This is a genomic window from Nitrososphaerales archaeon (assembly GCA_032906765.1).
Classification (GTDB): Archaea; Thermoproteota; Nitrososphaeria; order Nitrososphaerales; family Gagatemarchaeaceae; genus DASPPF01.
The window spans coordinates 197,748-210,397 of record JAJTZB010000001.1; the positions used below are offsets into that span (position 1 = coordinate 197,748).

General features: G+C 57.7%; 16 protein-coding genes. 5 read left to right on the top strand and 11 right to left on the bottom strand.

The genetic code is table 11. The features are described 5' to 3' along the window. Positions 1-62: 62 nt before the first annotated feature. Positions 63-272: a hypothetical protein gene (locus tag LYZ69_01000; protein ID MDV3277027.1), complete on the top strand. Its 210-nt coding sequence runs from the start codon at positions 63-65 to the stop codon at positions 270-272. Here LYZ69_01000 and LYZ69_01005 read toward each other — a convergent pair. From LYZ69_01005 to LYZ69_01030, 6 genes are all read right to left on the bottom strand, one after another. Then, positions 269-673 carry a hypothetical protein gene (locus tag LYZ69_01005; protein MDV3277028.1) on the bottom strand — a complete coding sequence of 135 codons (405 nt, stop codon included), beginning with the start codon at positions 671-673 and terminating at the stop codon, positions 269-271. The two genes, LYZ69_01000 and LYZ69_01005, sit on opposite strands and share 4 nt — an antisense overlap. Before the next feature lie 126 nt (positions 674-799). After that, the gene (locus LYZ69_01010) at positions 800-1,114 is read right to left on the bottom strand and encodes a hypothetical protein (protein MDV3277029.1); all 315 of its coding nucleotides are present in this window, start codon (positions 1,112-1,114) and stop codon (positions 800-802) included. A 23-nt stretch (positions 1,115-1,137) separates the two neighbouring features. Next, positions 1,138-1,830: an endonuclease III gene (locus LYZ69_01015; protein MDV3277030.1), complete on the bottom strand. Its 693-nt coding sequence runs from the start codon at positions 1,828-1,830 to the stop codon at positions 1,138-1,140. Then, positions 1,809-2,729: an NAD-dependent epimerase/dehydratase family protein gene (locus LYZ69_01020; GenBank protein ID MDV3277031.1), complete on the bottom strand. Its 921-nt coding sequence runs from the start codon at positions 2,727-2,729 to the stop codon at positions 1,809-1,811. Before LYZ69_01020 ends, LYZ69_01015 begins: the two co-directional genes overlap by 22 nt. Before the next feature lie 23 nt (positions 2,730-2,752). After that, entirely contained in the window at positions 2,753-3,058 is a 306-nt protein-coding gene (locus LYZ69_01025; protein ID MDV3277032.1) for a hypothetical protein, read from the bottom strand. Between the two features lie 87 nt (positions 3,059-3,145). Then, positions 3,146-4,465 carry a hypothetical protein gene (locus LYZ69_01030; GenBank protein MDV3277033.1) on the bottom strand — a complete coding sequence of 440 codons (1,320 nt, stop codon included), beginning with the start codon at positions 4,463-4,465 and terminating at the stop codon, positions 3,146-3,148. A 118-nt stretch (positions 4,466-4,583) separates the two neighbouring features. Between LYZ69_01030 and LYZ69_01035 the strand changes: the two genes are divergently transcribed. From LYZ69_01035 to LYZ69_01050, 4 genes are all read left to right on the top strand, one after another. After that, a complete protein-coding gene (locus tag LYZ69_01035) occupies positions 4,584-5,450 on the top strand; it encodes a prenyltransferase (protein ID MDV3277034.1) in 867 nt (288 codons plus the stop codon). Positions 5,451-5,607: 157 nt separating this feature from the next. Continuing rightward, complete coding sequence (locus LYZ69_01040) at positions 5,608-6,357, top strand: enoyl-CoA hydratase/isomerase family protein (GenBank protein ID MDV3277035.1); 750 nt, start codon at positions 5,608-5,610, stop codon at positions 6,355-6,357. Between the two features lie 67 nt (positions 6,358-6,424). Continuing rightward, positions 6,425-7,165: a hypothetical protein gene (locus tag LYZ69_01045; protein MDV3277036.1), complete on the top strand. Its 741-nt coding sequence runs from the start codon at positions 6,425-6,427 to the stop codon at positions 7,163-7,165. 104 nt (positions 7,166-7,269) lie between these two features. Beyond that, positions 7,270-7,701, top strand: a complete 432-nt coding sequence (locus LYZ69_01050) for a cobalamin B12-binding domain-containing protein (protein ID MDV3277037.1) — start codon at positions 7,270-7,272, stop codon at positions 7,699-7,701. 23 nt (positions 7,702-7,724) lie between these two features. Here the strand turns inward: LYZ69_01050 and mce are convergent, their stop codons facing one another. Genes mce through LYZ69_01075 form a run of 5 tightly spaced genes read right to left on the bottom strand, consistent with a single transcriptional unit; the run spans position 7,725 to position 12,645 of the window. Beyond that, positions 7,725-8,114 (bottom strand): methylmalonyl-CoA epimerase, encoded by a 390-nt coding sequence (gene mce, locus LYZ69_01055; GenBank protein ID MDV3277038.1) that lies wholly within the window; start codon positions 8,112-8,114, stop codon positions 7,725-7,727. Between the two features lie 9 nt (positions 8,115-8,123). Continuing rightward, the gene (locus LYZ69_01060) at positions 8,124-9,680 is read right to left on the bottom strand and encodes a methylmalonyl-CoA mutase family protein (GenBank protein MDV3277039.1); all 1,557 of its coding nucleotides are present in this window, start codon (positions 9,678-9,680) and stop codon (positions 8,124-8,126) included. Then, positions 9,677-10,603, bottom strand: coding sequence for a methylmalonyl Co-A mutase-associated GTPase MeaB (gene meaB, locus LYZ69_01065; GenBank protein MDV3277040.1), 927 nt, complete (start codon positions 10,601-10,603; stop codon positions 9,677-9,679). The genes LYZ69_01060 and meaB overlap by 4 nt, the downstream gene beginning before the upstream one ends. Before the next feature lies 1 nt (position 10,604). After that, positions 10,605-11,129 (bottom strand): hypothetical protein, encoded by a 525-nt coding sequence (locus LYZ69_01070; GenBank protein ID MDV3277041.1) that lies wholly within the window; start codon positions 11,127-11,129, stop codon positions 10,605-10,607. After that, positions 11,119-12,645, bottom strand: a complete 1,527-nt coding sequence (locus LYZ69_01075; GenBank protein MDV3277042.1) for an acetyl-CoA carboxylase biotin carboxylase subunit — start codon at positions 12,643-12,645, stop codon at positions 11,119-11,121. Before LYZ69_01075 ends, LYZ69_01070 begins: the two co-directional genes overlap by 11 nt. Positions 12,646-12,650: the final 5 nt, after the last annotated feature.

Consider the following 12,650-nt stretch of genomic DNA (forward strand, 5'->3'; position numbering starts at 1 on the left):
GATGCTTTAACCATCTCGCACCTCTAGGCACGCTTTTCTAAGGCGGGGTGGCCATTGCTACTGTGCGGATCGAGCGTTCCGGAGACCTGATCTTCTGGACTTACCACATGGTCGATTGGAAGAAGACTAGCCAGGAGCCTTCGGGGGTGAAGTGCGTGCAATGCGGAGGAGAGATGATGAAGGTTGAGCCCGTGACAGACAGCAAGGGGGCACGGTACGACGGACTTGTCTGCCACATATGCAAGAGGGTCATTTGGGTGAAGGACACCTAGGATGCCTTCGGTGCCCTCCTTCTGAACTCCATTTTCTCGACTCTCTTCAGCCAATTGCAGTTAGGACAAAGAACTTGGAGCTTCATGGGAGCGAGCACAGGATTCTTTGAGTAGAACTCCAACATCTTCAAGCTACTCCCCAAGGACCTAACCTCTGTAGATCCGTCCCCATCCTTGTGGTCAAACTGGAGTATCTTCTTGTCAGTACAACCGTAGGGACAACCCGCTCCGTCATGCCCAACACAGTGTGGCCCTCCGAGAATGTCGAATAGTTTCTCCCTGAGCAGCAGCCGCGCCTGAGTCCTCTGCTCGCTAATTCGAGCTTGGTTCATAAGACGGTATTGTTTCTTGCGGGCGAGAACCTCGGCACGATGAGCAGTATTGTATCTTCTAACCCCCATAAGGCGGTCTTCCCGATGGGCTTTGTAGTATTCTCTTTCATAGTGTTTCCTGCAGACCCCCTTGCAGTAGAGGGATTCACCGCAACCTAGTATCGTGCAAGTTGGTTTGTTCGAAATAACTCCTGGTCAGCTCTTCTCTCTAAATCCCTCACCATACTTAAACGGCCTCCCGATGTTCTTCTCCAGTTTCTTCAAGAATACCTCGTCCAGGTTGGCCTTAGGGTCGATGAGTCTCGAGGCGTCCAGTACGTAGAAGATCACGTCTATCAGCTCCTCGATGGTCTCCTCGGTCGGCTTGCCCTTCTTCCAAGAGTCCCCAGCTTCGCCGAGCTCTATGAAGGCGAAGAGCAGTTTGTTGGGAATCTCTTCGGACTTGTTTCCGAAACCCTTCGCAACGACAAGCTCACCTACCTTCTTCTTCGCCTCCTCGAGAGAGGGCACGCTTAGAGCCGCCCCTCGGAGGGCTAAGAAGCTTTTCGCTTGGGCGCCACGACCGTTCGATAGTACTTGCACGCGCCCGTTAGACTACATTCGCCGCATCGCGGGCCTATCGGTTTGCACGTGGTCTGCCCGAAGCGGACGAAGAGGTCGTTGAGGTCGAGCCAGTAATTCTTGGGAACCGTTCGCGCGAGCTCGGCTTCGGTGTCCTCCGGCTTCTTCGTGTTCACAAGGCCGAGCCTGTTCGAGATTCGGTGTACGTGTGTGTCAACCGGGATAGCGGGCGTGTTGAAAGCGTATACCAAGACACAGTTGGCTGTCTTCCTTCCCACTGAGTGAAGCTTGAGAAGGTCGTCCATGTCGTCTGGGACCTTTCCGCCGAAGTCGTCGAGGAGTTGTCTGGAGACCCGGATGATGTTCTTTGCCTTCACGTTGTAGAACCCAGACGGCCGTATCAGCCTCTTCACTGTCGAGACTCTGGCGTGCGCGAGCTGCTGGGGGGTCTTGTATCGTGAAAACAGGTTTTCAACTGCCCTCGTTGTGTTTTCATCGCGCGTCCTGTGGGAGAGTATAGTCCCGATCAGAATCCGGAACGGGTCTCCCTCCTCGGACTCCTGGAGGTTCGCCAGTGCTGTCGCTCGGGTATCTTCCGAGCCGTACACCATCTTTCTGATCCTGGACAGGATGGTTGAAATCCTCAGCCCTGTTCGACCGTCCATGGCTCCTTGCGGTACCAGGCAGCAATATCCTCGCATGTCTGCTTCAGCCCGAACTGGGGCGCGTAGCCGAGCTTGGTCCAGCTCTCTTGTGCTCCGATTGTGAGTGCAGCCTTGAGCTGGTCGGATGCGTATGGATTAAGCTGGCCCTTGGACATCAACCCCTGCCTCTTTACGACTACGCTCTTCCCCAACGCTTCGGCAATCCCCTTCGCGAGCATCTCAGGTGCCGCATCGAAAGACTTCAGGAGGTACACAGTACCCGAGGGTGACTGGCCCGTCGCGGCACGGTACATAGCCTGCGCGATGTCTCTCGGGTGCGAGAACGACATCTCCTTCGATTCGGGGAGGGTGACCTTCCCGGATTCGACCATCCGAAGCAGTGGCACAGTAAGTATTCGGTCTCTTGAGCCTACAGCCCTCGCAGACCTGATTATGACGATCCTCGGCTCCTGACTCCGTTTCGCGAACTCCAGGAGAGCCCTATCCGCTTGTAGCTTCGACACTTGGTAGGCGCCTGATGGCCTGGGTTCGGCTGAGTCTGTGACTTCGCCCACCTTGAACCCGTAAACGTCGAGAGTGCTAAGATGGACTACGGTCTTCACCTTCATCTCCTGGGCGACCTCCAGCATGTTCATGATTCCCTCCGCGTTGACCCTGTAGTCGTCAGTAGCCCCAGGCGGCGGCGAGGCCATGCTGTAAATCGTGTCTACACCCTCCACGGCCTCGTGAAGGGAGTGGTGGTCGAGGAGGTCCGCCTCCACGCCCTGAACGCCGTTGAGGTCCATGATCTTCAGGTGGGCGCCCTTCCTGAAGGCGCCCTTCGAAATCTCGTTCTGTTGGAAGAGGTACTCGACAACGTGGCCGCCGATGAAGCCGGTGGAGCCCATGAGGAGGTTCAAGGCCCTTCTCTCTCAGCCCGGTTTCAGGATGCCCCGAGGTGCGTGTGGGCGTGCTTCTCGTCCTTCGGTGGCTTCGCCTCGAATTCGCCCTTCACGAGCTTCAGCTGGAGGTCCTCCTCGAACTTGTCTACGTCACCGGTGAGCTGTTTTATCGTCTTCTTCGCGCTGGGCGAGAGCTGAGGAGAGAAGTTCTGCCCACCAAAGCGGCCGTAGGCCACACCTGTGAACCTGACCTTCTTCCCCTTGATCTGGACGTATCCCCTGACGAGGTTGGCGACATCGCCCTCGCTGACGTAGTCCACGACCACATCGTAAGCAGGAATGCTCATGCGACCTGACCGCCCCGAAGCTGGCTTATATCCAATTCAACTTTGTGCGACATGTAGCGAGTGCCGTGCCTCGACGCGCCTCGATGTTCATTGACCAGCCAACGCCAACTTGGCGTTGACCAGCTGTTCCAGGGTAGGTCTGCCGGCGTCGACTGCCTCGAACCTCACCCTCGCCACCGGCTTCTTGATGCTGATGAGTCTGGTGAGGTCGGCAGGAGTGCCCAGGACCACGGCGTCGCACTCGACGGCGTTTATGCTCCTTTCAAGTTCCTTGAGCTGCACGTCGCTGTAGCCCAGGGCCGGAAGCACCTTGCCCAGCTTGGGGAATCTCGAATACGCCCTTCGGATTGACCCGACAGCTTTGCTCTTGGGGGAAACCAGGACGGCATGGGCAGCCTTTGCTGCGACTGCTCCCGCCCCTTCAGACAATCCACCGTGCGTTACCGACGGGCCGTCCTCCACCACCAGTACCCTCTTCCGCCTGATGAGCTCGGGTCTGTCTAGAATCGCCTCCGACCTCACCTTGACTATTCCAGCGCGAGGGTTGAGCTCCTTGCAGGACCTGACAAGCTCTTCGACTGCCCGCTTTCGGGCCATGTTCACCTTGTTGACGACAATGATATCGGCGAGCCTGACGTTGGTCTCCCCTGGATAGTACTTCGATTCATCCCCGACCCTAATCGGGTCTGCGACAGCTATGGTCAGGTCGGGCACGTAGAAGCTGAAATCGTTGTTACCGCCGTCCCAGATGACGACGTCCCCCTCCTTCTCGGCTTCGTCCAGAATCGCCTTGTAATCCACGCCTGCGTAGACGACCAGTCCCTTCCCGATATGTCCCTCGTACTCCTCCCTCTCTTCGATTGTCGTGTGGAACCTTTCCAAGTCGCTCGGTGACTCGAACCTCTGGACGGCAACGGAGAGGTCCCCGTATGGCATCGGGTGACGCACCACGACCGGCTTCAGACTCCGCCTTTGCAGGATGTCGGCGACCTTTCTGCTGACCGTGCTCTTGCCCGCCCCAGTCCTTACGGCGACGACTGCGACGACGGGTCTGCTGGCCTTGATCATCGTGTCCGATGGCCCGAGGAGGTGGAAGCTAGCACCCTTCGACTGCGCTAATGCTGCGCGGTGCATCACGTACTCGTCGGACACGTCGCTGTAGGAGAAGAACACGTCCGTGACTCTCTCGGAGGCGATTAGGTCACCAAGCTCCTCCTCTGGATGGATGGGAATACCGTCAGGGTAAAGCGCACCAGCAAGAGACGCGGGATACACCCTGTTCGAGATGTACGGAATCTGCGTCGCCGTAAAAGCGACTACCTTGTAGTCTGGGTTGTCGCGGAAATACACATTGAAGTTATGGAAATCCCTGCCTGCTGCCCCCATGATGATTGCTCGTCTAGACAAAGCCCAGAACCCACCAGTGGCTCTCGTCGTCACCTTATATCGATTCGGACGCGAAGAATCAGGTAGCCAGGATGTTCGGCGAAACTTCTATCTCTCCGTGCTGAGATACGGGCAAAGGTTGCCGGCCATAGGTAGGCTCTTCGTCGTAACTGGCCCTTGGAGCTTCGCGATGAGCTTCGTTGCCATAACTGTCGGGACATTCGTCGCCGGCGGTCTTCGGGTCGACCCGCTGCTGTACTTCCTGTCATTGGCAATGGTCGTACCCATTCACGCGGGCGCCAACCTCCTGAACGACTGCTACGATGTGATCACAGGGGCCGACAAGCCTGGTGCGCTCGTGCTGAAGCCTCACCCGATCCTCTCCGGTATCCTCTCCTTGAAGTCGACCCTCCTGTACGCCGCAATCCTAATGGCGCTAGGAATCGCTGCGGGAATCGGACTCTACGCCCTAGGCAGGCCGTACTCCCTCGTGGTCGCCAGCGCAGCAGTCGCCCTGATGCTCTGCTACAATGTCCCCCCGCTGAGGCTGAAGGATAGGGGCCTAGGTGAGTTGCTTGTCTTCTTGGTATGGGGACCACTCATCTTCCTCGGGTCATTCTACCTGCAATCAGACACGTTTGCTTCAATGTCAGTGGTGTACTCCGTCCCAATCGGGCTTCTCGTTGCCTCCGTCCTGCTGATAGACGACATACGTGACATCGAGGAAGACACCTCGATAGGCAGAGTGACAATCCCGATCTTGTTAGGAAAGGAGAGGGCGCTCAGGCTCTATCTTTGGTTCATAGCATCGTCCTACATCATTGTGGCACTGTTCGGGGTCTACTTTGGTCGCCCATTACTGCTTCTTGTACTTCTGAGCGCCCCGGCATCTCTTGCACTCGCGAAGAGGTTCAAAACTGAGCTTCCCCGCGTAGCTCCCGACAAGATGGCTGCCAAGTTCATGATCCTCTTTGGGCTACTCTACGCTGTGGCCATTGCAATCTGAGGCCCAACCCCGCCGGCTCGCTCTCCCTGAGGCCAATCGCGGCGAGAGCGCCAAAGTCGCGTAAATTCGCCTGGGAATGACAACCACTCCCGCTCCAGCGACGCCGCGGCGGAAGACTGGGCAAACTTAAGAACGCCACAGTGGACGCGTGCACTCGATGGTTTCGCTCGTAAAGTCGAAGGAGGCGAACGGCGTCTTCTGGATAACCCTGAACAGACCCGAGAAGGCGAACGCGATAAACTTCCAGATGTGGCGCGACATCTCGGCGAAACTGGACGAGGGTACCGCTTCGAAAAAGTCCAGCGTCATAGCGATAACGGGGACGGGAAAGTACTTCTCCGCCGGCGAGGACCTCAAGGACCTCATGGGCGCGTCGAGCTTCAACGCTGCGCTCGACCTTTTTCTGGGGACGATGAGACCCGTCTTCGACAAGATATTCAGATGCGCGAAACCAGTGGTCGCGGCTGTGAACGGCGTGGCCGTTGGAGCGGGCGTGGAACTCATCTTCGCCTGCGACATGGCCGTGGCTGTTCCCAAGGCCACCTTCGCGCTTGCACAAGGAAAGCAGGGGATAGGTCCCGCGCTGGCGCTTACGCTGGGGATGGTACGCATGGGAAAGAAGAGGTTGGCTGAACTCGGCATGACAGGTCGGAGGTTTGGCGCCAAAGAGGCTGAGGATTGGGGGCTCATCAACGGTGTGGCTCGGCGAGGCCTTGAGGCAGAGGTCGAGAGGCTTGCCAAAGAAGTCGCCATGACACCCCCGACCCTCATCAGGACGATGAAGGAAGTGATGTTGAGGGAGATGACAATCCTTGGAGTCGAGAGCGCCTTCACTTCCATAGCGATGTACTCGCAGTCCGAGGAGACCAGAGAAGGAATCAACAAGTTCCTCTCTAAACGTTCCTAGCTGTCTTGTTCCTGAGTTGACTGTTTAGGGACAACCGATAAATACATTCCAGAGTCCGCTTTCGATTATGGTCAAGCCAGCTGTTCCGATTTCTTTCGACGAATTCAAGTTCTCCTTGGAGGAGATAGAGGGCTATCTCGGCGGAATCCCCGACGAGCCCGCATTTCAGAAACCGTTCGCGCCGAAGTCGTACACGCTGAAGAACGGTGAGCAGCTTATCATCAGGACTGCCGAGAAGAGCGAGGCTCCCGCGATTCTGAAGTCCCTGAAGCCCCTGATTGATTCAAAGTACGACAAGGACTTCTATCACCTCGTGGGGACGCGAACCTACGGCGAGATACTCGGCTGGTACCAGAACAGGCTCAAGGACGCGTACGTGATAGTCGCAACGAGAAAGAACGGGGAACTGGCCGGCCTCGTCGACCACAGGTACTGGGACAAGAACGTGGCGATCAGCCTCCACACTTTGGTCCTCAAGAGGGCGGAGAGGCTGGGAGTACTCCTCTACATCTCGAAGATCGAGCACGCCTTTGATGTGGTGGGCGTCAATGAATGGTGGGCCACTTTCGAGAGCCCATTCGGGTTCAGGCTGGGCTTCAGGTTCAACCACGTCACAAAGCCATGGCCCGAGATGCAGCATGAGCTGGGAGGGGCGAGGATATTCTACATCAACAGGCAGCAATGGGAGCAGTATGTGAAGCCCTTCGCGAAGGAGAAGAACTGGCTAGGAATCAGGCCGGTGGACAAGAAGACGCTGGACGCCACAAGGCCATTGAAGCCCACCTCCGAGATAGACATAGAATTCTAGCCGCGGAGAAAGCCTGAGTGGGGCGACTTTCGGTTGGGCTGCGCTTCCTCACGCGGAACCCGGGAATGCTTTTCTAACGGCGGCAGTTCACGGGGATGACTGGATTGAGCAAGGCTAAGACATTGACAGAGACGAGGAGGATTCGCATCCTAGTCGCAAAGCCCGGCCTCGACGGTCACGACAGGGGAGCGCTTGTGCTCGCCAGGGCGTTCAGGGACGCCGGGATGGAGGTAATCTATAGCGGAATCCTCCCCACTCCGGAGCAGGTCGCCCAGATGGCCGTCGACGAGGACGTCGACGTAGTGGCCCTCTCTCTTCTCAACGGGGCGCACATGACAATATTCCCCAAGGTCAAGAAACTGCTGGAACGGAAGGGGGCGAAGGACATAATCGTGGTGGGCGGTGGGATAATCCCTGACGAGGACAAGCCGAAGCTCCTGAGGCTCGGAATCACCGGGCTCTTCGGTCCAGGCAGCTCAATCGACGAGATAGTCAACCACATCAAAGGCAGAGTGCTGAAAGAGAGAAAACATTAGCGACCGGTCGGACCCATCATTAGTCAGTGCTGTGTGAGTTCGATCAGCACCCTACCCGTGTCTTTGGGGTGCATGAAGTTCACCTTGCTCCCGAACTTCCCCGCCGCAGGTTTCTCGTAGAGGAAATGGAAGCCCTTCGCCTTGAACTCGGCCATGCTAGCCTCTATGTCCTCCACCTCGAACGCGATGTGATGGAGTCCCTCTCCTCTCTCGCTGATGAACTTCGCAATCGTGCTCTCCTCGTTAAGAGGTTCGAGCAGCTCGAGGTAGATCTCACCGACAGGTACCAGCGCAAGCCTGACCTTTTGCGATTCCACTTCGGTCCTCTTCTCCTCAACGGGCATCATCTTCTTGTACACGGCCAGAGTTGTCTCGAGGCTCTTCACCGCGATTCCAATGTGGTCTAGCTTCAATTCAACTACCTACAATGGGGCAGCGGGCCTGAATTCGCCGTATGCCTCTCTCAGTACATCGCTTATCTCGCCGACCGTGCACCTCGCCCTGACAGCCTTCATTATCGCGGGGGTAAGATTCTTCTTGGTGGGGGCGATGCTCCTGAGACCCTCTAGGGCGCCACTGACCTCTGACTCTTCGCGCCGCTTCCTGTACCGTCTGAGCTGGGCGACTCGGAGCCTCTGGATGCTCTCGGGAACAGATAGAACGCGGTACTTGGCAATCTTCTTGGGTCGAAACATGTTCACGCCTACTACAACCCTCCTCCCTGCCTCAATCTCGAGCTGCTTCTCGTATGCGGAACGGAGAATCTCCTTCTTGGCGTAACCTGTCTCGATCGCCTTCAACATCCCCCCAATCTTCTCTATCTTCTCTATCTCGGCAGCGGCAAGCCTATCGAGTTCCGAGGTCAGGTGCTCTAGATAGAAGGAACCCCCCAACGGGTCGGCCGAGGCCGTGATGCCAGACTCGAAGGCTATGATCTGCTGCGTCCTCAAGGCGAGCATGGCAGAGTGCTCGGTGGGGAGTCCAAGAGCCTCATCCTGGGAGTTGGTGTGCAACGACTGGGTGCCCCCGAAGGCTGCCGCGAGTGCTTGGATGGCAACCCTCACAACGTTGTTCTCCGGGTCCTGGGCGGTGAGAGTCTCTCCCGCCGTCTGCGTGTGAAACCTGAGTTTCATGGACTCCTCGTCCTTCGCCCCGAACCTTTCTTTCATTATCCGCGACCAGAGCCTCCTTGCTGCCCTGAACTTCGCCACTTCTTCGACGAAGTCGTTGTTGCAGGAGAAGAAGAAGGAGAGGTGAGGGGCGAACTCGTCGATTCCGAGCCCCCTGCTCAGCGCTTCCTGGGTGTACGCGATAGCGTCGGCAAGCGTGAAGGCAAGCTCCTGGACCGCTGTCGCCCCGGCTTCCCTGATGTGGTACCCGCTTATGCTGATGGGATGCCACTTTTGGTAGGTCCTGACAGAGTACTCTACAAGGTCGATGGAGAGCCGAAGAGATTGGGCTGGAGGATAGATGAACGTGTTCCGAGCGAGGTACTCCTTTAGTATGTCATTCTGTACGGTCCCTTTGACCTCCTCCGCTCTCGCGCCCTGCTCCTCCGCGATCGCGGTGTACATCGAGAACAGAATCGGCGCGGTCGCGTTGATGGTCATCGATGTGCTCACTTGTCTGAGGTCAATCCCGTTGAATATCTCGCGCATGTCATCGAGGATGCTTACGGCCACCCCCGTCTTCCCAATCTCTCCGAACGAGCGCGGGTTGTCAGAGTCGAGCCCCAGTTGAGTCGGCAGGTCGAAGGCGATGCTGAGGCCTGTCTGCCCCTGTGAGAGCATGTACCTGAGCCGCTCGTTTGTCTCCTTCGCAGTTCCGAACCCAGTGTACTGCCGCATCGTCCAGATACGCTTCCTGTACATCTCCGGGTAGATCCCCCGAGTGTACGGGTACTCTCCTGGCGTCTCTTCCCGTATGACGCCATCTCCCGGACCGTAGAATGGCTTTCGTTCCTCGGGGCCTTCGCTCAAGCTCTCTCCTCTAATCTCCTTGCGGCCTCTTTCATTTCCATCTTTCCCTCCAGCACCTGCTCCGCAAGCTTCTCCGCGTAGTCGCTGTCCACAACCCTCTGGAGTTCTTCCAGAAGCTCGTTCTTCGCCAGTTCAATAATCATCCCCTTCATCCCCCTTTTCCTGATTGCCTCCCCCTCCCTAGTGTGGAGCTTCGACCGCATCTCTTCAATCGTCTCGGTCAGCCTGTCTATCCCTTCCCCTTTCAAAGCCGAGGTCTTCAGGACGTACGGCCTCTTTCCCTTGATGTCCCTCACCATGGAGAGGAGGTTGACGACCATCAGCTCGGCCCCCTCGAGGTCGCTCTTGTTCACCACGTAGATGTCGCCTATCTCCATCAGTCCAGCCTTCGAAGCCTGGATGTCGTCCCCGAACCCCGGCGTCAGTACCACCAGGACAGAGTGCGCGATCTTCATCACCTCGATGTCAGCTTGGCCCACCCCTACTGTCTCGATCAGGATGATGTCGCAACCAGACGCCTCAAGAATCTGAATCACGTAGGGTATCGCCCGGTTGAGTCCGCCGGCCCAACCCCTCGAAGCCATGCTGCGAATGAAGACACCCTCGTCGGTAGAGTGCTTCAGCATCCTGACCCTGTCTCCCAGGAGCGCTCCGCCCGTAATCGGGCTTGTGGGGTCGACGGCTATGACGCCCACCCTCAGCTCCCTCGCCCTGAACGCCTCGATCAGTCTGTCGACAAGCGTGCTCTTGCCTGCCCCGGGCGGACCTGTGACCCCTAGCAAGAAGGAGCCCCTCTTCGACCTCGACAGAGCCGTAAGGACCAGGTCGGCCCTCTTTCCGTCGTTCTCGACGAGTGTTATCGCCCGGGCGATCGCGCGCCTGTCGCCGGCCATGACATCCCTTGCAAGAGCCGTTTCATCCATCCTACCCCTCCCCTCGTGAGAACCTCATTAGAACTTGGCCCTTGGTCACGCCTTCTCCCTCCTTCACAAGGACCTCCCTTACAGTGTGCTTGGCCTCAGCTCGGATGACTGATTCCATCTTCATCGACTCTATGACCAGGAGCGACTGACCCTTATCCACTCCATCTCCTGCCTTCACGTCAACTGAGACAATCTTGCCGTAGAGCGGCGAGGTCAGCGCGTCCTTCTCTGTTGTTCCCTGTGGGGTCTCGTCAGAGCCTGCCGGACCGGTGAGCAGTTGAGCCTGTGCCCTGCCCACGGTCACCGGATTCCCGTTTATGCCTAACTTCAGGACTGCCTCCGTCTCATCTTCGAGCATCACCCTCAGCTCGTCATCGTCGAAGTGCGCAAGGAATTCGTTTGTGGTTCGCCCCTTCTCAAGCCGGACCGCGAACTTCTTCCCGTCGAAAGCGACGCCCAAGTCCTCTCCCTGCGGCGTCACTTCGACGTCGACCTTCCGGCTTCCGGCGTACAGCTCAAACTTCATCGAAGAACCTCGCCTCTCGGTTCGTCGGAGGCAGCGCCCACCTCGACACTCCCTTCGTCTCGGTCTCGAGCTCGACGACTTTGTGGATGCCCTTCGCGAGCATCGCCGCCGCAATCACGAGCCCCTGATCCTCAAGTTGCTGCCTTTCAATCTCGGCTCTCTTTGCCATCTGCTCAACAATCCCCGTCCGTTCTATGAAGTCGGTGCCAAGGTCCCACTTCATGAAGGGCTCGCTCTGCAATAGAGTGGTGTGGAACGGGATCGTCGTCCTTATCCCTGTTATCGAAAACTCGGAGAGTGCGGCGACCATCCTCCGCCTGGCGTCCTCCAGGTCCTCTCCGCGTACGATAATCTTTGCAATCAGTGAATCGTAGAACTCTGGGATGACATAGCCGTCATACAGGGCAGTATCTACTCTGACGCCAGGACCTCCCGGCAGGTGCACGTGACCAATGGTACCGGCTGAGGGAGCGAAACCAGAGGCTGGATCCTCCGCGTTTATCCTGCATTCGATTGCCGCGCCGCTCCTCACTATGTCATTTTGGGCCAACGGAAGGCACCCCGTCGACGCGATGATTAGCTGCTGTCTGACGAGGTCCACCCCGGTCACCGCCTCCGTGACAGGGTGCTCGACTTGCAGCCTCGAGTTAACCTCCATGAAGTAGAAGTTGCCGTCTTTGTCCATGAGGAACTCGATAGTGCCTGCGTTCTCGTAGCCCACGGCCTTGGCCACCTTGACCGCGTATCCGCCCACCCGCTTCCTGATCTCCTCGGTGACAGCCGGGCTTGGGGTCAACTCGACGAGCTTCTGGTGCCTTCTCTGGATGCTGCATTCCCTCTCGCCAAGATGGATTGCGTTGCCCTTGCCGTCGGCGAGAATCTGTATCTCTATGTGCCGCGCAGGCGCGATGAGTTTCTCTATGTACATCCCCGCCCTTCCGAATGCACCTTTCGCCTCGTTTGTGGCGCGAGTAAAACCCTGCTTGAGTTCGTCTTCGCTTCTCACTTCCCTGATGCCTCTGCCGCCGCCTCCGTACGCCGACTTGAGCAGTATGGGGTAACCTATGGAATCGGCTATGCCCTTTGCTTCATCCACATCCTCGATTATCCTCTCGGTCCCCGGAGTCACGGGGACGCCCTGCGCCTTCGCCAGCCTCTTGGACTCGGTCTTGTTCCCAGTTGTCAGCAGTGTCTTCTCGGTTGGGCCGATGAACTTGATCCCCTCTTTCTCGCACGCGCCGGAGAACGTGGAGTTCTCTGCGAGGAATCCGTAGCCAGGGTGGACTCCTTCGGCGCCGCTCCGCTTGGCTATCGAGATGATCGACGCTATGTTGAGGTAGCTGTCGGAAGGCGGCGGGGAACCGACGCGGTAAGCCTCATCGGCGAGCTTGACGTGCAGCGCGTCCCTGTCTGCGTCGGAGTAGATGGCGACCGTGCTGACGCCCATCAGCCTGCACGCTCTGATGACCCTGACCGCTATCTCCCCCCTGTTTGCTATCAGGACCTTGTTGAACATGCGAT